The organism is Micromonospora sonchi, from assembly GCF_014646235.1.
Taxonomy (GTDB): domain Bacteria; phylum Actinomycetota; class Actinomycetes; order Mycobacteriales; family Micromonosporaceae; genus Micromonospora; species Micromonospora sonchi.
In genome coordinates this window covers 49,275-73,173 of record NZ_BMNB01000029.1, presented here as the reverse complement: position 1 = coordinate 73,173, position 23,899 = coordinate 49,275, and the positions used below count along the sequence as shown (strand labels likewise).

Annotated in this window: 21 protein-coding genes; 6 read left to right on the top strand and 15 right to left on the bottom strand. The window is 73.5% G+C overall.

What is annotated here, in order from left to right; genetic code table 11:
- Positions 1 to 133 precede the first annotated feature (133 nt).
- From IEY61_RS24690 to IEY61_RS24680, 3 genes are all read right to left on the bottom strand, one after another.
- A complete protein-coding gene (locus IEY61_RS24690) occupies positions 134 to 910 on the bottom strand; it encodes a hypothetical protein (RefSeq protein ID WP_189048384.1) in 777 nt (258 codons plus the stop codon).
- 167 nt (positions 911 to 1,077) lie between these two features.
- Positions 1,078 to 1,275: a hypothetical protein gene (locus IEY61_RS24685; RefSeq protein WP_189048382.1), complete on the bottom strand. Its 198-nt coding sequence runs from the start codon at positions 1,273 to 1,275 to the stop codon at positions 1,078 to 1,080.
- Positions 1,276 to 1,397: 122 nt separating this feature from the next.
- On the bottom strand, positions 1,398 to 2,402 hold the full coding sequence (locus IEY61_RS24680; protein WP_373293211.1) for an SDR family oxidoreductase: 1,005 nt from the start codon (positions 2,400 to 2,402) through the stop codon (positions 1,398 to 1,400).
- A gap of 179 nt (positions 2,403 to 2,581) precedes the next feature.
- On the opposite strand from IEY61_RS24680, the gene IEY61_RS24675 reads away from it, so the two are divergent.
- Positions 2,582 to 4,366, top strand: coding sequence for a glycoside hydrolase family 15 protein (locus tag IEY61_RS24675; RefSeq protein ID WP_189048415.1), 1,785 nt, complete (start codon positions 2,582 to 2,584; stop codon positions 4,364 to 4,366).
- A gap of 11 nt (positions 4,367 to 4,377) precedes the next feature.
- Here the strand turns inward: IEY61_RS24675 and IEY61_RS24670 are convergent, their stop codons facing one another.
- From IEY61_RS24670 to coxB, 12 genes are all read right to left on the bottom strand, one after another.
- Complete coding sequence (locus tag IEY61_RS24670) at positions 4,378 to 5,466, bottom strand: enolase C-terminal domain-like protein (protein WP_189048378.1); 1,089 nt, start codon at positions 5,464 to 5,466, stop codon at positions 4,378 to 4,380.
- The gene (locus IEY61_RS24665) at positions 5,463 to 8,540 is read right to left on the bottom strand and encodes an FAD-binding and (Fe-S)-binding domain-containing protein (protein WP_189048376.1); all 3,078 of its coding nucleotides are present in this window, start codon (positions 8,538 to 8,540) and stop codon (positions 5,463 to 5,465) included. The genes IEY61_RS24670 and IEY61_RS24665 overlap by 4 nt, the downstream gene beginning before the upstream one ends.
- Complete coding sequence (locus IEY61_RS24660) at positions 8,537 to 10,303, bottom strand: thiamine pyrophosphate-binding protein (RefSeq protein WP_229706419.1); 1,767 nt, start codon at positions 10,301 to 10,303, stop codon at positions 8,537 to 8,539. The genes IEY61_RS24665 and IEY61_RS24660 overlap by 4 nt, the downstream gene beginning before the upstream one ends.
- Before the next feature lie 134 nt (positions 10,304 to 10,437).
- Entirely contained in the window at positions 10,438 to 12,162 is a 1,725-nt protein-coding gene (gene qcrB / locus IEY61_RS24655) for a cytochrome bc1 complex cytochrome b subunit (protein WP_229706418.1), read from the bottom strand.
- Complete coding sequence (locus IEY61_RS24650; protein ID WP_189048372.1) at positions 12,159 to 13,025, bottom strand: QcrA and Rieske domain-containing protein; 867 nt, start codon at positions 13,023 to 13,025, stop codon at positions 12,159 to 12,161. The genes qcrB and IEY61_RS24650 overlap by 4 nt, the downstream gene beginning before the upstream one ends.
- Positions 13,022 to 13,870, bottom strand: coding sequence for a cytochrome bc1 complex diheme cytochrome c subunit (gene qcrC, locus IEY61_RS24645; RefSeq protein ID WP_189048370.1), 849 nt, complete (start codon positions 13,868 to 13,870; stop codon positions 13,022 to 13,024). The genes IEY61_RS24650 and qcrC overlap by 4 nt, the downstream gene beginning before the upstream one ends.
- A gap of 45 nt (positions 13,871 to 13,915) precedes the next feature.
- Positions 13,916 to 14,305 carry a c-type cytochrome gene (locus IEY61_RS24640; RefSeq protein WP_229706417.1) on the bottom strand — a complete coding sequence of 130 codons (390 nt, stop codon included), beginning with the start codon at positions 14,303 to 14,305 and terminating at the stop codon, positions 13,916 to 13,918.
- The gene (locus IEY61_RS24635) at positions 14,302 to 15,183 is read right to left on the bottom strand and encodes a cytochrome c oxidase assembly protein (RefSeq protein WP_189048368.1); all 882 of its coding nucleotides are present in this window, start codon (positions 15,181 to 15,183) and stop codon (positions 14,302 to 14,304) included. The genes IEY61_RS24640 and IEY61_RS24635 overlap by 4 nt, the downstream gene beginning before the upstream one ends.
- Positions 15,180 to 15,575 (bottom strand): hypothetical protein, encoded by a 396-nt coding sequence (locus tag IEY61_RS24630; protein WP_189048366.1) that lies wholly within the window; start codon positions 15,573 to 15,575, stop codon positions 15,180 to 15,182. The genes IEY61_RS24635 and IEY61_RS24630 overlap by 4 nt, the downstream gene beginning before the upstream one ends.
- Positions 15,575 to 16,195 (bottom strand): cytochrome c oxidase subunit 3, encoded by a 621-nt coding sequence (locus IEY61_RS24625; protein ID WP_189048364.1) that lies wholly within the window; start codon positions 16,193 to 16,195, stop codon positions 15,575 to 15,577. The genes IEY61_RS24630 and IEY61_RS24625 overlap by 1 nt, the downstream gene beginning before the upstream one ends.
- Positions 16,192 to 18,120: a cytochrome c oxidase subunit I gene (gene ctaD / locus IEY61_RS24620; RefSeq protein WP_189048362.1), complete on the bottom strand. Its 1,929-nt coding sequence runs from the start codon at positions 18,118 to 18,120 to the stop codon at positions 16,192 to 16,194. The genes IEY61_RS24625 and ctaD overlap by 4 nt, the downstream gene beginning before the upstream one ends.
- Before the next feature lie 14 nt (positions 18,121 to 18,134).
- Positions 18,135 to 19,151 (bottom strand): cytochrome c oxidase subunit II, encoded by a 1,017-nt coding sequence (coxB, locus tag IEY61_RS24615; RefSeq protein WP_189048360.1) that lies wholly within the window; start codon positions 19,149 to 19,151, stop codon positions 18,135 to 18,137.
- 127 nt (positions 19,152 to 19,278) lie between these two features.
- On the opposite strand from coxB, the gene ccsA (IEY61_RS24610) reads away from it, so the two are divergent.
- From ccsA (IEY61_RS24610) to IEY61_RS24590, 5 genes are read left to right on the top strand one after another with little or no spacing between them, the layout of a single operon-like run.
- The gene (gene ccsA, locus IEY61_RS24610; RefSeq protein ID WP_189048358.1) at positions 19,279 to 20,061 is read left to right on the top strand and encodes a cytochrome c biogenesis protein CcsA; all 783 of its coding nucleotides are present in this window, start codon (positions 19,279 to 19,281) and stop codon (positions 20,059 to 20,061) included.
- Positions 20,058 to 20,465, top strand: a complete 408-nt coding sequence (locus IEY61_RS24605) for a cytochrome c maturation protein CcmE (RefSeq protein ID WP_189048356.1) — start codon at positions 20,058 to 20,060, stop codon at positions 20,463 to 20,465. The genes ccsA (IEY61_RS24610) and IEY61_RS24605 overlap by 4 nt, the downstream gene beginning before the upstream one ends.
- Positions 20,455 to 22,365 carry a cytochrome c biogenesis protein CcsA gene (gene ccsA / locus IEY61_RS24600; protein ID WP_189048354.1) on the top strand — a complete coding sequence of 637 codons (1,911 nt, stop codon included), beginning with the start codon at positions 20,455 to 20,457 and terminating at the stop codon, positions 22,363 to 22,365. Before IEY61_RS24605 ends, ccsA (IEY61_RS24600) begins: the two co-directional genes overlap by 11 nt.
- Complete coding sequence (locus IEY61_RS24595; RefSeq protein WP_189048352.1) at positions 22,362 to 22,913, top strand: TlpA family protein disulfide reductase; 552 nt, start codon at positions 22,362 to 22,364, stop codon at positions 22,911 to 22,913. Before ccsA (IEY61_RS24600) ends, IEY61_RS24595 begins: the two co-directional genes overlap by 4 nt.
- Positions 22,913 to 23,881 carry a cytochrome c-type biogenesis protein CcmH gene (locus IEY61_RS24590; RefSeq protein WP_189048350.1) on the top strand — a complete coding sequence of 323 codons (969 nt, stop codon included), beginning with the start codon at positions 22,913 to 22,915 and terminating at the stop codon, positions 23,879 to 23,881. Before IEY61_RS24595 ends, IEY61_RS24590 begins: the two co-directional genes overlap by 1 nt.
- The last annotated feature ends 18 nt before the right edge of the window (positions 23,882 to 23,899 follow it).

Genomic DNA, 23,899 nt, shown 5'->3' with positions numbered 1-23,899 from the left:
CGATGAGGCGAGAGAGCGCTCTCAGATCCAGCGTCAGGCTCACGTCGACGAATGTCAATACCTTGCCCCCATTGACCGGTGATGCGGCCACCCGTGGCCCCACCGGGAGCACGGGTGGCCGTCGCCGCGCAGGTCAGCAGCCGAGGCGCTTGGTGGAGAGCGCGATGTCGTCGATCCACAGGTCGAACGCGCCCGGCGTGGTGCCGCCCTGGTAGAGCTGCCAGCCGATCTTCACGGTGTTCACCCTGGGCAGGATGAAGGGCACGTCGTTGCCGCCGTGCTGTTTCGTGGAGGCGGTCAGCTCCGGGTTCGCCACCCCGTCGATCCACACCGTGACGCGGTTGCCCGCCGCGTCGAGTTTCCACTCGAAGCACTGCCAGGTGTCCTCGACGACCGGGGCGGACTCCCGCCAGTTCGTCCAGTCGCCGGTCGGCCCGCCATCGGCACCCACCCCCCAGAAGATGCCGGGAACCGTGGGTGCGTACTGGCCACCGATCGGCCGGACGACCTCCGAGCTGCCGGTGCCGGTGGCCTCCACGAGCGTGAAGTGCGCCCAGTCGGGAGCGGTCGGGAAGGCGTCGACGCGCAGCCGCATCCGCCCGTAGAAGCGGTTGCCGGGTGCGGCGAAGTCGTCGACGCGCAGGAAAGCACGCCCATTGTCGACGGTGTGGACGTGCAGCACCTGGTTGCCCCGGCGGTCACGCTCCACGGTGAGCGTGCCGTTGCGTGTGTCGACGCCCCAGTTCAGGGTGCCGGGACCGCCGCGCGGCAGGCGTTCGAAGTCTTCGCAGAAAAGCAGGTGGCGGGTGCAGGAACCGCGCTGGGAGGCAGCCGCGGCATCGGACGGGACGCTGCCGGCCGTGGCGCCGAGCGTCAGAGCGGCGGTCAACGCGGCAAGAAGGGTACGCATGGCTTTCCTCCATGGCTCGATCCCCCACCACGCTGGCGGGGCACGGAACGGGATGCGGCGTCACGCCGCCCGGCGGTGAAGTCCCGGGCGGGATGGCGATACGTCCTGGTAGCCGGGTCGCTCCGTTGCGACCCACCTTCGCCACCCTCCCGTGGAAGCGTTCCCATTCATAGCAGATCCTGGATGTGTCGCGCTTCCCCGGCCATCGGGCAGAACTTCTCCAGGAGGCCCGCCAGCGCACGGCTGAGCCGCTCGCGCAGGTCAGAAACAGCGGCAACGGGTGGTGGCGAGGTGGGTCCGGGCGTGGTGGCCGCTGCGCCTGGGGGCGTGGTGCCCGGCAGGGTGGAGGGCACGGGTTGCGGCATGTCGGGGTGTCCGGGCCGGTTGAGACCGCGACTTGCGGTGCCCTGTGGGCGGGCCCCGACTTGCGGTGTCCCGTGGGCGGGCCCCGACTTGCTGGTGCGACCTGACGGTGACCGCTTCCGGCTCAGCGCCGGAGCCAGGCGAGGGTGCCGACGGTTGCTCCGGCCAGCCCCGCGGCTACGAGGCGGTGCCGGGACAGCCAGGCTTGAGGGCTACGGCCATGGGAGCGGCCGGAGAATTCGCCCCGCGCGCCCCAGTCGTGCCCGCCGGGGCCGTCGAGCGGATGCCACAGGTTGTTGGGCCGGTCGTGATCGGCGGGGCGATCCGTCTGCTGGGACTTGTAGCCGGTGCGGGCCAGGTAGCGGTCGAGCAGCCCCGGTGCGATGCGGTTGCCCAGGATGGTCAGCACCGTGGAGGTGCCGACCCAGTACTCTCGGCGGCCGGGCCGGTCGCCGGCGCCGACGATCGCGCGGGCGGCCACCTCCGGCTCGTAGATCGGCGGCACCGGCTCGGCCTGCCGGGGCAGCCGGGACAGCAGCCAGTCGAACTGCGGGGTGTTCACCGCCGGCAGGTGCACCATCGTCACCCGCACCCTGCTGCGCTCGTGCAGGAGTTCGCAGCGCAGTGCCTCGGTGAACCCGACGATCGCGTGTTTCGCCCCGCAGTAGGTCGCCTGCAACGGGATGCCCCGGTAGGCGAGCGCGGAGCCGACCTGCACGATGGTGCCCCGGTCGCGGGGGGTCATGTGGGACAGCGCCACCCGGGTGCCGTGCACGTAGCCGAGGTAGGTGACCTCCATGGCGCGGCGAAACTCCCCCGGCCGGGTCTGCTGAAAAGGCGCGAAGACGGAGCTGAACGCGTTGTTGATCCACAGATCGATGGGGCCCAGTTCCGCCTCGATCCGCCGGCAGGCGGCGACGACCTGGTCGTGATCGGCCATGTCGACCTCGATCGGCAGGGCGCGGCTGCCGGCGACGCGTACCTCCTCGGCGGCGGCGTCGAGCCCGACGCGTCCGCGGGCCAGCAGCGCGATGGCGATTCCGCGGCGGGCCAGCAATCGCACCGTGGCCCGGCCCACTCCCGCGCTCGCGCCCGTGACCACCGCCACCTGGACGTCCTGTCGCCGCATGCCCACGCCTCCCTCGTCCGCTCCTGCTGCCGCACTACCCGTCAGCGGCCCGACCAGTCACCGCCCGGTGCCGGCAATGGTGCAGTGACGGCGGCGCACCGCAACAGCAGCCTGCCGGCGTGTCGGGCAAGGCTGAGCGGGTACGCCGGCATGTACGCCAACGCGGCCGAGAGGCGACGATGTCCGGGACGGAGACGGAGCCGACCGCCGGCAGCATGCCGGCGGTGCTGCGCGCCTACGCGCTGCTCGCCGACGGGTACCGCGGCGCGTTGATCGGTCCCGGTGGGAACGTCGCCTGGCTGTGCGCCCCGGGCTGGTCCGACCCGGCGGTGTTCAGCGCGCTGCTCGGTGGGGCGGGCCGGTTCCTGGTCGCTCCGGCGGGCGGTCGATTCGTCTGGGGCGGGCACTACGAGCCGGGATCACTGGTCTGGCGCAGCCGGTGGGTCACCGGGGACGGGATCATCGAGTCCCGGGAGGCCCTGGTCTTTCCCGGCGAGGCGGACCGGCTGGTGCTGCTGCGCCAGGTCCGCGCGCTGGAGCGGCCGGCGCGGGTACGGGTGGTGCTGGACCCACGGGCCGACTTCGGCCGGGAACCGGTGCGGGACGTGGCCCGCGACGGCGACCGGTGGCTGGCCCGCACCGGTGGGCTGCATCTGCGGTTCCGGGGCGGTGCCGGGCTGCGCCGGGACCGGCAGGGTTTCCTCGCCGGTGAACTGACCGTCCCGGCGGGCGGCCGGCATGACCTGGTGCTGGAGCTCGCCACCGGCCCGCATGATCAGCCGGGCGAGTCCGCTGGGGAGCTGTGGCGGACCACGGAACACCACTGGGCCGGGGTGATGCCGTCGCTGGCGGGACCAGCGCGACGCGACGCGACATTGGCCTACGCCGTGCTGCGGGGTATGACCCGTCCGGGTGGCGGCATGGTAGCCGCCGCGACCACTGCCCTGCCCGAGCGGGCGATGGCGGGGCGCAACTACGACTACCGGTACGCATGGCTCCGGGACCAGTCCTTCGCCGGTCAGGCCGCCGCGCTGGTCGGCCGGTACGACCTGCTCGACGACGCCGTCACCTTCCTCACCGACCGGGTGCTGGCCGACGGGGACCGCCTCGCGCCGGCGTACACCGTCGACGGGGATCCGGTGCCACCGGAGCGGTCGCTGGGTGATCTGCCCGGATACCCGGGTTCCGAGGTGCGTACCGGCAACCGGGTGGGCGGCCAGCTCCAGCTGGACTGCTTCGGTGAGGCGCTGATGGTGCTGGCCGCGGCGCAGCGCAGCGACCGGCTCGACAGCGACGGCCAGCAGGCCATGCGGGTGGCGGTCGGTGCGATCGAGCGGCGCTGGTCGCAGCCGGACTCCGGGATCTGGGAGCTGCCGGCGCGCCAGTGGACGCATTCGAAGCTGATCTGCGTGGCCGGGCTGCGGGCGGCGGCCGGTAGCGCCCCGCCCCGCCTGGCGGCCGCCTGGTCGACGTTGGCCGACCGGATCCTCGCCGAGACCGCCGCGAACGGACTCGCCCCCGACGGGCACTGGCGGCGGGCCTACGACGACGACCGGGTCGATGCCGCGCTGCTGCTGCCCGGTATCCGTGGGGCGCTTCCGCCGCAGGATCCCCGGGTCGACCGGACCCGCCGGGCGGTCCTCGCGCAGCTCACGCAGGACGGCTATTTGTACCGGTTCCGCCCCGACCGACGGCCGCTCGGTGACGCCGAGGGCGCCTTCCTGCTCTGCGGGTTCGCCGCCGCGCTGGCCGCCTGGCAGGCCGGGGACGCGGTGGAGGCCAACCGGTGGTTCGAGCGCAACCGGGCCGCGTGCGGCCCGCCGGGCCTCTACACCGAGGAGTACGACGTGCAGCAGCGTCAGCTGCGCGGCAACCTGCCGCAGGCATTCGTGCACGCGCTGATGTTGGAGACCGCGGCGACCCTGGGCCAGGTCGAACCGTGCTACCAGGATTTTGACGGGTGATCAGCGGCGGCTCAGGCCACCCGGTAGCGCTGGGCCTGCTCGGCGCGGAACTCCAGGCCGTTGCCGGGCCGGTCGAGCGGGACTCCGACCGCGCCGCCGGTGGTCGGCTGCGCGCCGTCGAAGAGCATCTCCTCGATGCGGACGTGGTCGTGGAACCACTCCAGGTGCCGCAGGTTCGCGGCGGCGGCGGCGACCGGCAGGTGCTGGTGCGGCGCGCAGTGCCCGGACACCTGGATCCCGGCGGCGTCGGCCACCGCGGCGGCCCGCAGGAACTCGGTGATCCCGCCGCAGCGGGTGACGTCGATCTGAAGGCAGTCCACGTACGGGGCCATCCGGTGGAAGTAGATCAGGTCGTAACCGTACTCCCCGGCCGTCACGTCGGGCGTGACGTGGTCCCGGACCAGGCCGAGGCCGGGCAGGTCGTCGGAGCTGACCGGCTCCTCGTACCAGCGCACGTCCAGGTCCGCCGCGGCGTGCGCCACCCGCACCGCCTGCTTGCGCTGGTAGGCGCCGTTGGCGTCGACGAACAGCTCGGCCTGGTCCCCGATGGTGCGCCGGGCCGCCGCCATCCGGGCCAGGTCCCGCGCCACTTCGCTGCCGCACGACTCCCCGATCTTGATTTTCACGCGGGGGATGCCCTGCTCGTGCACCCATTCGGCGAGCTGCCGGTGCTGGCGGTCCGCGTCGTAGGTGGTGAAGCCGCCGCTGCTGTAGACGGGCACCTCCCGGCGGGCGGTGCCGAGCAGCAGGGCGAGCGGCAGGTCGTGCCGGCGGGCCTTGAGGTCCCACAGGGCGCAGTCGGCGGCCGACAGGGCGAGCCCGGCGACGCCGGGGCGCCCGGCGTTGCGCAGCCGGCGCCACATGGCCGCCCAGGCCGCCGGCACGTCGTCCGGGTGCAGCTCGGTGAGGACCGGCGCGAGCAGGTCCGTCACCACCGCGACGACGGCCGTCGGTCCGTACGTGTAACCGATCCCGGTGTGCCCGTCGGCCTGCGCCTGGACCAGCACCAGGGTGGTGCTGGTCCAGGCGAGGGTGCCGTCGCCCTCGGGGGCGTCGGTGGGGATCCGGTACGCCTCGGCGGTGAGTCGGACCCCGGTCACCGGGTCCACCGGCGGGCCAGCGCGGCCACCGCGGCCAGCCCGGCGGCGGCCACCAGACCGGCCGCCGCCCCGCGGGAGATCATCCCGGGCGGGGGTGGTCGGTCCGCCCAGCTGCGCTCGGGCCGGCGGGGCGCGGTGTCGTGGTGCAGGCCGGCGCGCAGCAACTCGGCCAGGTGGATCGCCGATCGGCCGGCGGCGGCGCCCTGCTCGACCTGGGTGCGGCAGCTGAACCCGTCCGCGAGGATCACGTCGGTCTCGGCGGCGTCGCGTACCGCGGGCAGCAGCACCCGCTCCGCGCACGCCTCGGACACCTCGTAGTGCCCCTGCTCGAACCCGAAGTTGCCGGCCAGCCCGCAGCAGCCCGAGTCGAGGAACTCGGGGTCCACGCCGGCCGCGGCGAGCACGGCCCGGTCCGCGGTGGTGCCGAGGATCGCGTGGTGATGGCAGTGGGTCTGGATCAGGGCATGCGCGTCGATCCGCGGCGGCTGCCAGCCGGGGGTGTGGTCGTGCAGCAGTTCGGCGAGGGTGACGGTCTGTTGCCGCAGCCGGCTGACATCGTCGTCGTCGGGGAACAACTCGTGCGCGTCTGACCGGAACACCGACGCGCAGCTGGGCTCCAGCCCCACCACCCGGGTGCCGGCGTGCAGGTACGGGCGCAGCACGTCGACGCTGCGGCGCAGCGCCCGCTTGGCGATGCCGAGCTGACCGGTGGAGATCCAGGTCAGGCCGCAGCAGACCGGGCGGTCCGGCACGCGTACCCGCCAGCCGGCCGCCTCCAGCACCTCCACCGCCGCGCGTGCCACCCCGGGATGGAAGTGGTTGGTGAAGGTGTCCGGCCACAGGACGACCTCGCCCCGGGTGCCGTCGCCGGTGGGGGTGTGCCGGGCGAACCAGCGCTGGAACGATTCCGGCGCGAAGACCGGTATGTCGCGGCGCTGGTCGATCCCGCCGATCGTCTTGGCCAGGCGACCGAGCCCGGGGGCGTGGGCCAGCGCGTTGACCGTGCGCGGCAGGCGCGCGGCGACGGTGGCGACCAGCGGCAGCCAGCCCATCGAGTAGTGCGGGCGCGGGCGCAGCCGGCCGGCGTAGTGGTGGGCCAGGAACTCGGCCTTGTAGGTCGCCATGTCCACGTTGACCGGGCAGTCGGCCTTGCAGCCCTTGCAGGCCAGGCAGAGGTCGAGGGCGTCGCGGACCGCCTCCGAGCGCCAGCCGTCGCCGATGGTGCCGCCCCGGCGGGTGCCGTCCAGCATCTCGAACAGCAGCCGGGAGCGGCCCCGGGTCGAGTGCTCCTCCTCCCGGGTCACCATGTAGGAGGGACACATCACTCCGCCGGAGTGGCGGCGGCACTTGCCGACGCCCACGCAACGCAGCACGGCGTTGCCGAAGCTGCCGCTGTCGTCCGGGTAGGCGAAGACGGTCTCCACGTCGCCGTGGTCGTAGTCGACGCCCAGCCGCAGGTGGCTGTCGAGCGGGTACGGCGGCATCACCTTGCCGGGGTTCATCCGGTCGTCCGGGTCGAAGATCGCCTTGAACCGGCCGAAGGCCCGGATCAGCCGTTCGCCGTACATCCTGGGCAGCAGTTCGGCGCGGGCCTGCCCGTCGCCGTGCTCGCCGGAGAACGAGCCGCCGTAGGCGGCCACCAGGTCGGCGGCGCGTTCGAGGAAGGCGCGGAAGTCGCGGATCCCGTCGGCGGTACGCAGCCGGAACGGGATGCGGCTGTGCACGCAGCCCTGCCCGAAGTGCCCGTACAGCGACGCCTCCTGGTAGCCGTACTCGCGGTAGAGCACCTGGAGGTCGCGCAGGTAGTCGCCGAGCCGTTCCGGGGCGACCGCCGAGTCCTCCCAGCCGGGCCAGGTGTCGTCGGAGCCGGGCACGTGGGCGGTGGCGCCCAGCCCGGAGTCGCGTACCTCCCACATCCGCTGCTCGTCGGCCGGGTCGGCGAACTCGTGCACCCGGGGCCCGCCGTCGCGGCGGACGGCGGCGATCAGCCGGTCGGCGGCGGCCCGCGCCTGCTCGGGCGTGTCGCCGCCGAGCTGCACCATCAGCCAGGCGCCGCCTTCGGGCAGTTCGTGCAGCGCGTGCGGGTGCATGCTCTTGCGCCGCTCGAAGTTGATCAGCTTGTCGTCGATTCCCTCCAGGACGATGGGCTGGTGCGCCAGGATCCTCGGCACGTCGTCGCCGGCCGCGGCGATGTCCGGGTAGCTGAGGAACACCATCGCGTCGGCCTTGACCTTCGGGATCAGTTTCAGTCGGGCACGCAGGACGGTGACCAGGGTGCCTTCCGAGCCGACCAGGGCCTGGGCGACGTGGAAGTTCTTCTCCGGCAGCAGGCTGTCCAGGTTGTATCCGGAGACCCGCCGGGGGATGTCCGGGTAGCGGGTGCGGATGTCGGCGAGGAACTCGTCGCGCAACGCGCGCAGCTGCTGGTAGATCTGCGCCCGGCGGCCGCCGTCGCGCTGGATGCGGGCGTACTCCTCGTCGCTGGTCTCCCCCACCCACATCCGGGTGCCGTCGTAGAGCAGCACCTCCAGCTCGACGACGTTGTCCACCACCTTGCCGGCGCGCTGCGCGGTAGCCCCGCAGGAGTTGTTGCCGAGCATGCCGCCGAGCGTGCAGTGGCTGTGGGTGGCCGGCCGCGGTCCGTACTCCAGCCCGGTCGGCTCGAGCTGGGCGTTCAGCTCGTCGAGGACGATGCCGGGTTCGACGAGGCAGGTGCGGGCCTGCGGGTCGACCTCCAGCAGCCGGTGGCAGTACTTGGACCAGTCCAGGATCACCGCGGTGTTCGTGCATTCGCCGGCCAGGCTGGTGCCGCCGCCCCGGGAGGTCAGCGGGGCGCCGTGCCGACGGCACACCGCCACGGCGGCCACCGCCGCCTCCACCGTGCGGGGCACCACCACGCCGAGCGGCACCTGTCGATAGTTGGAGCCGTCGGTGGAGTAGGCGGCGCGGGAGCCGACGTCGAAGCGCACCTCGCCGTCGACCTTCGCCCCCAGTTCGGCGGCGAGAGCGGCCAGGTCGATGTCGTGGGCCGGCTCGGGTGGACGCAGGACCGTTTCGGGCAGCACCCGGGTCATGACCGCAACTCGTTGATCTTGTCGCGGGCGACGGAGGCCAGCGTAGCGACCTTGTGCGGCTGGCCGCGCAGAAACGCCTCGGTGAAGTGTTTCGCCTGGTCGTACTTGACCTTGCCGGGCATCGGCGGCTCGTTCGGGTTGACGTCGCAGTCCACCAGCGCCGGGCCGGGATGCGCGAGGGCGCCCCGGATGGCACCCGGTACGGCCTTCGGGTCGGTCACCTTGATCGCGAAGGCGCCGCAGCCGCGCGCCCAGGAGGAGAAGTCCGCCTCCGGCTGCCGGTGCCGCACCGCGTACTCCGGGTAGCCGAGGATGATCTGCTCCCAGAGGATCTGGCCGTACGAGTTGTTGTTGTTGATCACCACCTTGATCGGCAGCTCGTGCCGGACCGCGGTGAGGAACTCGGCCATCAGCATGGCGAAGCCGCCGTCACCGACGTACGCGATCACCTGCCGGCCCGGGTAGGCGTGCTGCATCGCGATGGCGTACGGCAGACCCGGCGCCATCGTCGCCAGGTTGCCGGACAGGTAGAACTCCCGGTCGCCGCGGATCGTCCAATGGCGGGCGGACCAGGTGGCGATGGTTCCCGAGTCGCAGGTGAGGATGGCGTCGTCGGCGGCGGCGGCGTCGATGCAGCCGATCAGGTACTGCGGCGCGACCGGCACCCGCTCCGGGTCCACCAGCCTGGTCATGTCGGAGCGCCAGGCGTCCATCTTGCGCTGGTACTTCTCCAGGAACGAGCGGTCCGGGTGGTGGGTGAGCAGCGGCAGCAACTCGCGCAGCGCCAGGCGGGCGTCGGCGCAGACCGGCGCGTCGACCGGCAGCCGCATCCCGAGCAGGCTCGGGTCGACCTCGACCTGCACCACCTTCGCCTGGCCCGGCGAGGGCAGGTACTTCCCGTACGGGTAGGAGGTGCCGACCATCAGCAGCGTGTCGCACTCCTCCATCAGCTCCTCGCTCGGCGCGGTGCCGAGCAGACCGAGCCCGCCGGTGGTGAGTGGGTGCTCGTCGGGCACCACCAGCTTGCCCGGCAGCGTCTTCACGATCGGGCTGGCGAGGGCCTCGGCCACCGCGAGCACCTCCGCACGGGCGCCGCGGGCGCCGATCCCCACCAGCATGGCCACCTTCCGGCCGGCCTTGAGCACCTCGGCCGCCTTGGCCAGTTCCTGCGGGTGCGGCGCCAGCTGGGGGTGGCACACCGTCGCCGCGCTCATCGGCGGCTTGCCCGGGCTGACGTGCCGGTACGGATCCTGGGTGGCGGGTGCGACCTGCACGTCGTTGGGGAAGGTCAGGTGCGCCACCGTCCGTTTGCTCAGCGCGTTGCGGATCGCCAGGTCCACCACCGCCGGCATCTGCTGCGGGTTGGTGACCATCAGGTTGTACGCGGCCACGTCCTGGTAGAGGTGGGTGGTGTGCACCTCCTGCTGGTAGTGCGCGCCCAGCACCGAGGTCTCCTGCATGCCGGTGATCGCCAGCACCGGCACGTGGTCGAGCTTGGCGTCGTAGAGCCCGTTGAGCAGATGGATGGCCCCCGGTCCCGAGGTGGCCACGCACACTCCGAGCCGGCCGGTGGCCTTGGCGTAGCCGGTGGCCATGAAGGCCGCGGCCTCCTCGTGGTGCACCAGCACGAACCGCAGCTTCTCCCGCTGTCGGCGGAACCCCTCCATCAGGCCGTTGATGCCGTCGCCGGGCAGGCCGAACACGGTGTCGACCCCCCAGTCCACCAGCCGTCGGGCCAGGCTCTCGCCCACGATCTCCTGCACGTCGTCCTCCTCGTTCCGCCGGCTCGCCCGACCCCTCATGCCCCGCGGCAATGCATGCTGTTCACCTTCGCCGCAGTTTACGGACGATTCGGGCAAAGTTGGACGGGCTGGGCAATACCCGTGGCGCGGGACGTTCATCTCGACCCTGTCCCGTCCCCGTCATCGCCGGGGTGCCGGTTCCGGCGCTGGCGCAGGGCCGCCACCAGCAACGTGACGCCGAGGGCGACGTTGCCCCAGCGGCGCAGCGCGGTGCGCACCCGCCCGGGCGGCGGAGGCGGCGGCGGGCCCGGCACCGCGACATGGTCGACACCGGGGTAGGCGAGTCGGGCCGAGTCCGCCGCCTCCCGCTCGGTCAGCACCGCGCGGTGGTGCAGGAGCGTGACGCCGGCCGGCTCGTCGCGGTAGCGCCAGCGCCACACCCCGCCGTCCGGCCACAGCTCGATCCGCTGTCCCGGACGGTCCCGTGCCGGCAGCTCCGACTCGTCGACGGCCCGCGCCTCGCCGACGCGGGCCCGCCGCCCGGCCGCGCGCAGATCGGCGCGGGTCAGCTCGCCGAGGCGTGCCGCGTCGCCCCGGCGCAGCGCCCGGGCCAGCAGGAACGCCAACGCACCGGCGAGCACCGGCAGGACCAGCACCAGTACACGCAGGACGTAGAGCACGTCGTACACCGGCACCCGCAGCAGCCGGGCGATGATGTCGTCGCCGGCGGCCACCACCAGCACCCCGAAGAAGGTCAACGCCATCACCCCGACGCCGGTGCGCACCGGATGGTCACGGGGCCGGTCGAGCAGTTGGTGCGCGCGACAGTCACCGGTGCACCAGCGTTCCAGGAACGGCCAGGCGTACAGGGCGAGGAAGGTGACGCCACCGAGCACCACCCCCGGGAAGAACGGCGCGGGCACCAGGTGACCGGCGACGTGGATCTCCCACGGCGGGAACAGCCGCAGCGCTCCGTCGCCCCAGGCCACGTACCAGTCCGGTTGGGCGGGCGAGGTGGCCTGGTCGGGGGCGGACGGGCCGTACAGCCAGATCGGGTTGATCTGCACCAGCCCGCCGAGGGCGAAGAGCACCGCCAGCACCCACGCGAACAGCGCCAGCGACCGCAGGGCGTAGCTGGGGTAGAGCCGGGAGCCGACCACGTTGTGTTCGGTGCGGCCGGGGCCGGGGAACTGGGCGTGTTTCTGCCGCACGATCATCGCCAGGTGCAGCGAGACGAGCGCGACCAGCAGCGCGGGCACCAGCAGCACGTGGCTGACGAACATTCGCGGGATCATCTCGTCGGAGGGGAACTCGCCGCCGAGGCCGAGGAAGACCAGCCACGAGCCGACCAGCGGGATCGACTCCACCACCGAGACGATGATCCGTAGGCCGAGGCCGGAGAGCAGGTCGTCGGGCAGGGAGTAGCCGGTGAACCCGTTGGCCAAGGCCAGCATCAGCATGGTGACGCCGACCAGCCAGTTCGTCTCCCGGGGCTTGCGGAACGCGCCGGTAAAGAAGATCCGTACCAGGTGCACCAGGATCGCGGCGACGAAGATCAGGGCCGCCCAGTGGTGGGTCTGCCGGATCAGCAGGCCAGCCCGTACGTCCCAGCTCAGCCGCACCGTCGAGGCGTACGCGGCCGAGGTGGTGGTGCCGTCCAGCGGCGCGTACGAGCCCTGGTAGACCCGGTCGGCGGAGCTCGGGTCGAAGAACAGGGTCAGGTAGACGCCGGTGAGCACCAGCGCGACGAAGGAGTAGAGCGCGATCTCGCCGAGCATGAACGACCAGTGGTCCGGAAAGACCTTCGCCAGCGCCCGGCGGGTCAGCGGGGACAGCCGCAACCGGTCGTCGAGCGCGCGGGCCAGCCTGTCCATGATCATGGTCGGTTCCAGAATCCCGCGCCCGGCGGTGCGGTGAAGTCGCCGGTGGCGCGCAGGTAGCCGTCCGCGTCGACCGCGACGGGCAGGCCGGGCAGTCGCCGGGCGGCCGGGCCGGCGACGGGTTCGGCGTCGGCGAACAGATCGAAGGAGGACTGGTGGCACGGGCAGAGCATCCGGCCGGTGCCCTTCAGATAGAGCCGCACCGGGCAGCCGGCGTGGGTGCAGAGCAGCGAGTAGACGACCAGCCCGTCGAGGTGGCCGGCCGACGGCGGTCGGGTGAACCGCTCCGGCTGCAGCCGTACGGCGAAGGCCGGGGCGTCGCCCGCGTCGGTCCCGCCCTCTGGGAACACGCCGACCACCGTGCCGGCCGGCACGTCGCCGGGGCGCAACGGCTGGCCGCCGGCGGTCAGCAGTCGTACCCCCGGCCCCCAGGGGGTTTCCATGCGGGCCCGCACGGGCCGGGCGCGATCCCACGGCAGCAGGGACCGGAGCGGGAACAGGGCCGCGACGCCGAGCGCGGTCAGCGCCAGACCGAGCGCGGCGAGCAGGCCACGCCGACGGATCGGACTGTCCGGCGCGCTCAACGCTGCGGCGGTCAGCGGCTTCTCGTCCGGCGGCGGGGTGAAACCCTCGTGCTCCTCGACGTAGCCGCCGACGGGAACCAGCCGCCGGCCCCAGATCGCCAGGCCGATCGCCAGGCCGGCGAAGGCCACCGCCAGACACACCCCCTCCCACTGGGTGTGACCGCCGAGACCGTAGGTGACCGCGAAGCCGATCGCGCCGGCGGCGCTGGCCAGGAAGGAGAGGATGATCCGTCGGTTGACGCCGGACGGGGCGGGTGCCACCGGTGGCCGCCGGCTCACTCGCCGGCCCTCCGGCCCAGCCAGCGGGCCGCGGCGACGAGCAGGCCCAGGGCCACCACCCAGGCGGCGAGCCCTTCGGCCAGGGGGCCGAGCCGCCCGAGCGGGTTCCCGCCTCGGTCCAGGCGCTCGCTGCGCAACCGCTGCACGTAGGCGGCCAGGTCGCTCACCTGCTGGTCGGTGAGGACCTGGCTGGGAAAGACCGGCATCAGCCCGGGGCCGACCCGGATCGCCTCGGCGACCTGCACCGGGGTCGCCTCGTACAGCGGCGGAGCGTTCCAGCCGTTGGTCAGCGCCGCGCCCGCGCCGGTGCCGCCGTGGCAGGGGGCGCAGTTCGCGGCGAAGAGTTCCCGTCCGGTGCCGAGGCTGCCCTCGGTCACCCGGGGGATGTCCGGGCCGCCGCCACCGAAGCTGGTCACGTGCTCGACCAGGGCGGCGATCTCGTCGGCGGAGAAGACCGGCTCGGCGCGGCGGCGCGGTTGCTGCACCTCGTCCGGTACGGGCATCCGGCCGGTGCCGACCTGGAAGTCCACCGACGCGGCACCGACCCCGACGAGCGAGGGGCCGCGCTGGCTGCCCCGTCCCTGGTCGCCGTGGCAGCTCGCGCATTTCTGCCAGTACAGCTCCCGACCCGGGCCCGACCCGGCCGACGCGCTCGGCTCGGCGCTCGTGGCGCTCGCTCCGGGCGAAACGGCCGGTACGGGCGGGGCGGCCGTTTCCGGCGGGGCGGCCGGTACGGGCAGGGCGCTCGTTTCCGGCAAGGCGGCCGTTTCCGGCGGGGCGGTCGGCGCGGGAGCGGCGAGGGCGGCGGGTCCGGCGGCCAGTGCGACCACCATCCCCGCCGTCACGGCCCGCGTGACGGTGCTCCTTCGGTGTCCCGGGGCACGCACGACTCAGTCCAGGGTGTACAGGTAGGCGGCGATGTCCTGCGCGTCGAGCGCGCTGACCCCCAGGTCCGGCATGGCGGTACCGGGTTCGACCGCCTGCGGGTCGGAGATCCAGTGCCGCAGGTTGTCGGCGTTGTTCACCAACTTCCCGGCGATGTAGGAACGGGACCCGAAGCGGGTCAGCGGCGGCCCCACCAGGCCGTCGGCACGGTCGATGCCGGGGATGGTGTGGCAGGAGCCGCAGCCGTACTGGGCGATGAGCGCCGCCCCGCGGTCCGGCTGCCCGGTGCGTACCTCCGGCGGTGGAGGCGGACCGGTGCTGGCGCAGCCGGACGCGGTCAGCAGCGACGGCAGCGCCAGCAGCAGGGCCAGCCGCCCACGGATGCCACGGTTCACGGCGTCACCCCCTCGGTGGCCACCCGCCGGCCCTCGGCATCCGGCGAGGTCACCCGCTCCGGGTTGTGCCGCTGCAGGGCCAACAGCCAGCGCAGGAACACCGCGAGCGTGGCGATCAGCGCCACCACGTCCATCGGGGCCCACATCAGCAGCCCGGCCAGTTGCTGGTCGGCCAGCGGGTCGACGCCGAGGACCTCGGCCGGGTAGACCGGCCGGGGCGCGAAGGTGAGCACGGCACCCAACGCGGACGCCGGCAGCATGGTGCCGACCAGGAGCAGCATCCCTGCCGGCGCGGGCAACCGGTGCCGGGCCGCACCGAGCAGCGGCGCCCAGAGCAACCAGGCCGACCCGACGAAGCAGACGTGCTGCGCCGCGTGCAGGACCGGGTGCTGCTCGGCGGCCAGGTACGCCACGGGCAGGTGCCAGCACCAGAGCACGACCGTCTGGAGGCCGCCGGCGGCCAGCGCGACGACGGTGGGGCGGCGCAGCCACCGTCCGGGCGCGCTGACCCGCAGACGGGCGAGTCGCCGACGTGGCGCCGCCGGGCACGCGAGGGTCAACGGCAGGCCGGCGGCCCCGGCGGCGAGCAGCGGTCCCGCGACGAGCAGCAGCAGCATGTGCTGGGTCATGTGCCCGGCGAGGCCGCGATCCGCCAGTGCGGTGACCGGCTCGGTCTGCGCGGCGACCACGGCGAGCAGACCGGATCCGAAGGCGGCCACTCGCCGGCGCGGCAGGATGTCGCCGACGCCGCGCCGGGCCCACAACTCGTGCACACCCCGGCCGTAGCCGGCGGCGAGCAGGGCCAGCCCGGCGGCCAGCAGCATGGCGAGGATCCCGTCGGCGACGTCTGCCCCGCCGCCGGGCCCGACGGCGGTCACCGCTGACATGGCGGCAGCACCAGCAGGGCGACCCCGCCCAGCACGATGATGGTCAGGAACAGCAGGTTGGACCAGACGCCGACGACAGCGAGCAGCCGACCCCGCCCCACCGACCGGTCCTCGCCCTCGGACGGCAGGTGGGTACGCCGCCAGAGCAGCACGGCGGCCAGCAGGGCACCGACGGTGGCCAGTGCCGGCAGCGCCACCGCAGCACCGACGGCGGCGCGCAGCGGGACGCCGCCGATGTGGTCGGACCCGCTGGCACAGGTCAACTCGTCGACGCCCCAACCGGCCAACAGGTGCACCGCCCAGGCGACCGCGCCACCGAGCACGGCGTACCAGAACAGCAGCCCGCCGGCGAGACGGGCCCGAGGACCCGGATGCGCGCTCATCACAGCCTCGGGGACAGGTAGATGGTGAACAGGATGGCGACCCAGACCAGATCGACGAAGTGCCAGTAGATGGCGGCGTTGCGCACCCGGTCGTGTCGGTGTGCGCCGAAGCTGCCGCCGCGCAGGGACGCCGCCAGCAGCCATCCGATCATGGTCAACCCGACCAGCACGTGCAGGCCGTGGAAGCCGGTGATGACGTAGAACAGGGAGCCGTAGGCGTTGGTGGTCAGGGTGAACTCGCGCAGCTTCTCGGCGTACTCGTTGGCCTGCAGCGCCAGGAACGTCGCCCCGAGCAGAAAGGTGGCGGCCAGCCCGGTGCGCAGCCGCCAACGCTGCCCCCTGCGGATGCCGTGCTCAGCCCAGATCACGGGCAGGCTGCTGGGCAGCAGCACGGCGGTCATCACCAGCGGTTTCAGCAGCGTCGGCGGCGCGATCCCCGGTGGCGGCCACTGGGCGCCGAACTGGAAGCGCAGGTAGAAGTAGCTGCCGAGCAGGCAGGCGAAGAGGGTCGCCTCGGTGACGACGAACATCACCATGCCCCACCAACCGGTCGACCGCCCGACCGGCAGTTCGGTGGTCAGCGCCGCCGTCCCGGTGGCCGCCCGCACGCCGCCACTCACGCGCTCACCCCGAGTTCCCGCTCGGGCCGACGCGGCGGCCAGAGCCAGGTCGCCACGGTGCCGGCCACCGCGACGGCGGCCACCGCGGCCACCGGGTACCACGCGAAGAGCATCGCGGTGAAGAAGAGCAGCATCGCCAGGGCGAGCAGCAACGGTTGCCAGGAGGACGCCGGCATCTCCACCACCCGTTCCCGCCGGCCGTCGAGTTCGCTGGTGAGCAGCGTTCTGCGGCCGTCGGCCAGGACCCGGTCCGCCTCGGCGCCGGCCCCCATCGACTCGCGGCTCGACTCGTCCCAGGTCGGGTGCAGGCTGTGCACCTGCGGCAGGACCGCGAAGTTGTACGGCTTCGGCGGCGAGTCGGTGGACCACTCCAGGGTGTCGCCGCCCCACGGGTCCGGCGGTGCCGGCCGACCGCGCCGGATCGCGTGCACCACCCCGGCGAGGACCAGGAGCAACCCGACCGCCAGCAGGTACGAGCCGACGGTGCTGACCAGGTTCCACGCGTCCCAGCCCGGCTCGCTGGGGTAGGTGTAGACGCGGCGCGGCATGCCGAACAGGCCGTACAGGTGCATCGGGAAGAACGTCACATGCATGCCGGCGAAGACCAGCCAGAACGCCCACCGGCCGAGGCCCTCGTGGTACATCCGGCCGGTGATCTTCGGCAGCCAGTAGTAGACGGCGGCGAGGATCGGGAACACCGCGCCGCCGACGAGCACGTAGTGGAAGTGGGCCACGACGAAGTAGGAGTCCGTGACCTGCTGGTCGAAGACGGTCAGCGCGAACATCGTGCCGGTGAAACCGCCGAGCACGAAGGTGACGATGAAGCCGATCACGAACAGCAGCGGTACCCTGACCACCAGACGGCCGAGCAGCATGGTGGCCAGCCAGGCGAAGATCTGGATCCCGGACGGGATCGTGATGATCGTGCTGGCCGCGCTGAAAAAGCTGTAGGACAGCCGGGGTAGGCCGGTGGCGAACATGTGGTGCACCCAGACCCCGAACGAGATGATCGAGATCGCCACGATGGCGAACACGACCAGCACGTAGCCGACCACGCCGCGCCGGGTGAACGCCGGTAGCACCGCCGAGACGATGCCCAGTGCCGGCATCACGATGATGTAGACGTCCGGGTGGCCGAAGATCCAGAACAGGTGCTGCCAGAGCAGGACGTTGCCGCCGGCTTCGGGGTCGAAGAAGTGGGTGCCGAACCGGCGGTCGAGGAAGAGCATGGCGTTGTCGAGGTTCAGCGCCGGTAACGCGAAGATCACCATGAAGCCGGTGGCGACGATCGCCCAGACGAACAACGGCACCCGGTTCAGCGACATGCCCGGAGCCCGCAGCTTGAGCGCGGTGACGATGAAATTGATCGAGCCGGCCGCGGTGGCGATCCCGAGGAACAGCAGTCCGAGGCTGTAGACGTCCATGTGCAGGCCCGGGGTCTGCTGCTGGCCCGTCAGGGGCACGTAGGCGAACCAGCCGGCGTTCGGCGCGGCCCCGAAGGGCAGGCTCGCCCACATGAACAGGCCGGCGAACAGGAAGATCCAGTAGCCCAGCGCGTTCAGCTTGGGGAAGGCCATGTCCCGCGCCCCGATCAGCAGCGGCACCAGGAAGTTGCCGAACCCGAAGAGCATCGGGGTGGCGAACAGGAAGATCATCGCTGTGCCGTGCATGGTGAAGAGCTGGTTGTACTCCTGTGGGGAGAGCAGTCCCGCCTCCGGCCGGGCCAGCTGGGTACGCATCGCCAGCGCGCTCAGGCCGGCGAGGGCGAAGAACAGTCCGGCGGTGACCAGATAACGTCGGCCGATCTTCTTGTGATCCACCGTGGTCAACCAGGCCCGTAGCGAGGGTCGTTCGCCCCAGTGTTCCTCCAGCCGGTCGAGCTGCTCCCGGCTGGCGCCGGGCACCGGTGCGGCGGTCGTGGACATTCCTCCTCCCTCGCTCACTTCAGTGACTGCAGGTACGCGATCAGGTCCGGCAGTTGGGCCGCCGGCACCGGTTGCGGCGGCATGTGGTTGCCGGGCTTGACCGTCTGCGAGTTTGCGATCCAACCGCCCAGGTGACCGCCGTCGTTGGGCACCGCCCCCGCGCCGATGCTCCACCGGGCCCCGACGTCGGACAGGTCCGGGCCGACCTGGCCGTTCGCGTCGGTGCCCCGGATCGCGTGGCAGCCGGCGCAGCTGCCCTGCGCGAACGCCTGCTGTCCGCGTCGCTGCGCGTCGGTCTGCGGCCCGGCGGCGGGTGAGCCGAGCCGGGCCAGCCAGGCGTCGAAGTCGCGGCGGGGCTCGGCCACCACGAGGAACGCCATGTGGGCGTGCTGGGTGCCGCAGTACTCGGCGCACTGCCCCCGGTAGCTGCCGGCCCGCTCGGCCCGTAACCAGGTCTCGCGGACCTCCCCGGCGATCAGGTCGGTCTTCGGCATCAGCTGCGGCACCCAGAAGCTGTGCAGCACGTCGACGGTCCGCAACCGGATCCGGACCTGCTCCCCCACCGGGATGTGCAGCTCGTTGGCGGTGGCGCCGGCGACACCCGGCACCCGCACCTCCCACCACCACTGGTGGCCCGTCACCTCGATGGTGGTCGCCCCGGGTTCCGGGCCGTCGCCCAGCGCCGCGAGGTCACGCAGCCCGAGGGCGTAGACCGTCACCAGGATCACCAGCGGCACCCCGGCGCCGGCGACGACCACGAAGCGCAGCGGCTGCCCGTGCCGGACCCGGGCGTCCCGGCGGCGACGGAACAGCAGTGCCCAGGCCAGCAGCACCATGACCTCGACGAAGACCGCTATGGAGATCCAGAACAGCACCCACCACAGGTCGGCGACCCGCCCGGCCCCGGTGCCGGCCGGGTCGAGGGCGGACGGCGCCTGGCCGGAGCAGCCGGCGAGCGCCAGCACGCCCCCCAGCACCGCCACCGGGGCGAGGCGCTGGGAGCGCGTCGTCGGATCAGCTCGCGTCTCCACCGGAACCGACCCTAACCACTTCGTCGCACTATGAGGCCTATTGGACTAATTGAGGCTATTGAAGGTAGATGACGGATAAGGTCGGGTCCGGCAGCAGTAGGCGAGCGTCGACGGCGCGGACGGGACGATGATGCGAACCTCCACCGTGGAACTGACCGTGGACTCCCCACCGGGCGCCGTCGCCCGGCGTACGACCGGCTGGATCGGAGCCGGCCTCGCCGCCGCGGCCGGCCTCGCCGGCGGTCTGCTGGCACCGGCCGACGCCGTGCAGGGTCCGGCGCAACGCCTCATGTACCTGCACGTACCGGCCGCCTGGGTGGCCTACCTGGCCTTCGCCGTCGTCCTCGTGGCCGGCGGCGCCCACCTCCTGCGGGCCGACGCCCACTGGGACCGCATCGCCCTGGCCGCCACCGAGATCGGTGTCGTCCTCACCGCCCTCACCCTCGCCACCGGCTCGCTCTGGGGCCACCTGGTCTGGGGCGCCTGGTGGGCCTGGGATCCCCGGCTGGTCGGGACCGCGCTGCTGTTCCTGGTGTACGCCGCCGCGCTGGCCCTGCGCCGGGCGCTCGCCGAGCGGGCCGGCGTGCCGCCGCACGGCGACCCACGGGTCACCCGTCCCGTGGCGGTGGTCGGGATCGGCGGCTTCCTCCTCGTACCCGTGGTGCACTTCTCGGTGCGCTGGTGGCGGTCGCTGCACCAGCAGGCCACTTTCCTGGCACCGGAACGGCCGCCGGCCGACCCCCGGATGGCGCTGGCGTTGCTGCTGGCCGTCGCGGCGGCGAGTGTCTGCGCGACCTGGCTGCTGGCCCACCGGGTGGTGCGGCTACAGCGTCAGCTCGACGCGGCCGGCGCCGCCGGAGGGCGGCGACCTGGCCGTTCGGGCCCGCGCCGGCCGGCGCCGGTGGGATGATCCGGCGTCCCGGCCGCCTGGCCCTGCTCGTGGTGCTGCTCGCCGGCGGCGGTCTGCTGATCACCGGCGCCCTGCGCGGCACCCTCACCTACTACCGCACTCCCGGTGAACTGCTCACTCACCCGGCCGCCACGGGCGAACGCGTCCGGCTCGGCGGCGAGGTGGTCCCCGGATCGGTGCGCCACGACGGCGGGCTGGTGCTGTTCCGGCTCAGCGACGCCGGCCACGAGGTGCCCGTCCGGCAGCGCGGGATGCCGCCGGAAACCTTCCGCGAGGGCGAGGACGCGGTCGTCGAGGGGCGGCTCGGCACCGACGGGGTGTTCGACGCCGACCACGTGGTGGTGCGGCACGGCAACGAGTACCGGCCCTCCGCGCCCGCCCCGGAGCCGCCCGATGCTCGGTGACCTCGGCAGCGCCGGCCTCGCCGTCGGGCTGCTCGCCGCGCCCCTCGCCGCGCTGCTCTGGCTGCGGGTGGCCCTGGTCGGCGCGCCGGCCCGACCCGCCCGGCTGGCCTCGACCGGCGCGCTGCTCGCCGCCGCCGCAGCCTGCGTGACGCTGGAGGCGGCGCTCCTCGGCCACGACTTCAGCGTGCGCTTCGTAGCCGAGAACGGCGGCCGGCACGTGCCCGCCTACTACACGGTGACCAGCCTGTGGTCCGCCATGGACGGATCGCTGCTGCTCTGGCTGCTCGTCCTCGGCGGGTACGGCGCCCTGTTCGCGCGGGGACGGCCGGACCGGCTGCAGGCGTACGCGATGGTCGTGATCAGCGTGGTCACCACGTTCTTCTTCGCACTCTCCACCTTCGCGGCGAACCCGTTCCGGGCCGTGGATCCGGTGCCACTCGACGGGCCGGGGCCGAACCCGCTGCTGCAGGAGCACGCGGCGATGGGCGTGCACCCGCCCCTGCTGTACGCCGGATACCTCGGCATGGTGGTGCCGTTCGCGCTGGCGCTGGCCGCCCCGCTGGCCGGCCCGGCCGGACGGCAGTGGCTGCGACTGGCCCGCCCCTGGGCACTGCTGGCCTGGTCCACGCTCACCGTCGGCATCGTCCTCGGCGCCTGGTGGTCGTACGCGGTCCTCGGCTGGGGTGGCTACTGGGCCTGGGACCCGGTGGAGAACGCCTCCCTGCTGCCCTGGCTGACCGCCACCGCCTTCCTACACACCAGCCTCGGCGGCGGCCGGGGCCGCGAGCGGTGGAACAGCGTCCTGGCCTGCGCCGGCTTCCTGCTGGTGCTGCTCGGCACCTTCCTGACCCGGTCCGGCGCCGTGGCCAGCGTCCACGCCTTCACCGACTCGCCGCTCGGGCCGCTCCTGCTCGGCTTCGTCCTGCTGGCCGCGCTGGCCGCCACCGCCATCACCGGCCACCACCGACCGGCCACCGCCCGGGCGACCGCGCCGCCGCTGTGGTCCCGACCCACCGCCGTGCTGGTCAACGCCACCCTGCTCGGCACGGTCGCCGCCGCCGTGCTGATCGGCACCGTGCTGCCGCTGCTCGCCGAGCCGCTCACCGGGAGCCGGGTCGGCGTCGGGCCCGGCTACTACCAGCGCACCGCGGTGCCGCTGGCCGTGGTGGTGCTGCTGCTGGCCGGGCTGCCACCGGCGCTGCGCAGCCGGACCCGGGCCGACGCACTACGCCGGCTCGCCCTGCCGGGCGCGGCGGCGCTGGCCACCGTGGCGGCCGTCGGTCTGCTCAGCCGGCCCGGTCCGGCGGCGCTCACCGCGTTCGGAGCGGCGGCCTTCGTCCTCACCGGCCTGTTCGCCGCAGGTGCCCGAGGCGGCACCCGACGCTGGGCCGCCACGCTCGGGCACGCCGGGCTCGCGCTGCTCGCCGTCGGCGTCGCGGCCTCCGCGAGCTACCAGCGGGTCGACGAGGGGACCCTGCGGGTGGGCGAGACGATCCGGGTGGGCGACGTCTGGGCGCGGTTGGAGTCGGTGCAGCGTGCCGCGCCCGGCGGCCGGATGACCGTACGCGCCCGCCTGACGGTCTCCTCCGCCGGCAGCACCCACACCGCCGCCCCGGCGATGCGCTACGACCCGGCCCGGGACACCGCCGTCGCGGTCCCGGCGATCGACACCGGTCCTCGCCGCGACGTCTACCTCACCCTGCTCGCGGTGGCTGCCGACGGCGACAGCGCCACCGTACGCCTGGCGGTGACCCCGCTCGTCGGTCTCGTCTGGGCCGGCGGCGCGGTCGGCACCGCCGGTGGGCTGCTCGCCCTGGCCGGGGCGGCCCGCGCAGGTCGACGGCGGCGACCCCAACCGGCCGGACGGCGTGCCCCCGCGACGACCAGGATGCCGGCATGAACCCGGCAATCCGACGGTCGTGGTGGCGACGGGTGGGGCTGGCCCCGGCAACCGTCCTGCTGCTGACCGTCGGCCTCGGGGCCCTCCTCGTCAGACACCGCTCCGGCCCGGACGACGTCGGCCGGCCGGCGGTGGCCGCACCGGCGCTGGCCGGGACCACCCTCGACGGCACGTGGTTCGACCTGGCGGCCGTGCGCGGGCAGGTCGTGCTGGTCAACGTCTTCGCGTCCTGGTGCGGCCCCTGCCGGGACGAGTTGCCGCTGCTGGCCGAGACCGCCCTGCGCTGGTCACCGCAGGGGCTGCGCGTGGTCGGGCTCAACCTGCGCGACGGGCCGGAGGCGGTACGCACCCTGCTGAAGCAGACGCAGGCCGAGCAACTCACCGTGCTTCCCGACCCGGACGGCACCCGCGCGGTCGACTGGGGCGTACGCGGCGTGCCGGAGACCTTCGTGGTGGACCGCGACGGACGGATCGTCGCATACCAGCCCGGCGTGGTCACTCGGCAGTGGCTTCAGGATCAGCTGTCTCCCCTGCTGGGCGCGGCCTGATGCGGCGCCTGATCGTCGTGCCGGGCCTGGCGGCGCTGCTCGCGCTGGCGGTCGCCGGGTTGCTCCGCTCAGCCGGACCGGCCGCACGGACGGACCCGGTCGCCGCCACCGCCGCCGAACTCCGCTGCCCCGCCTGCCAGGGGGAGTCGGTGGTCGACTCCCCCTCCCCGATCGCCGCCTCGATGCGGCAGGTGATCGCCGACCACCTGGCGCAGGGCCGCAGCCGGGAGGAGATCCGGCGGTGGTTCGTCGCGCGCTACGGCGACGAGGTGCTGGCGCAGCCGCCCGCCCGGGGACCGGGGCTCCTGCTGTGGGTGGTGCCCGCGATCGCATTGCTCGGTGCCGGCGCCGCCGCCGCGCGGACCCTACGCCCCCGGCTCGCCGGCAGCGCCCGCCGGTCCGGCGCGCGGACCCGGTGGCCCCGGCACCCCGGCAGCGCCCGCCGGTCCGGCGGGCGGACCCGGTGGCCCCGGCACCCCGGCGGCGCCCGCCGGGCCGACGGCGCGACCTCGCGGTGGTCCCCAGGGCCCGTCTGCTCGCTTACCGCGGCCGGGCTGATCGCCCTGGTGGCGGCGGTGGCCGTGGCCGCCGACGGGTTGGCGCCACCGGCTCCGCCGCCAGCCGACCCGGCGGCCGTCGCGCTGCGGCTGGCCTGGGACCTGGAGGGAAGGCAACAGTACGAGGCCGCCGCCCAGATGTACCGGGAGGCGCTGCGGGAACGGACCGACGACGGCGTCCAACTGCGCCTCGCCTTCGCCCTGCTGCGCTCCTCGGACGCCGCCGGGGCGGAACGGGCCGCCCGGGAGGTCCTCGACCACGCACCCGAGTCACCCGACGGGCTGCTGGTCCTGGGTCTGGCCCAGCGGGCCACCCGACCCGCCGACGCGACGGCGACGCTGCGGCGGTTCCTCGCCGTCGCGCCGTCGCACCCCGCCGCCGCGGAGATCCGCCGGCTGCTCGACCCTTGACCGGCCTGGACCCGCTGC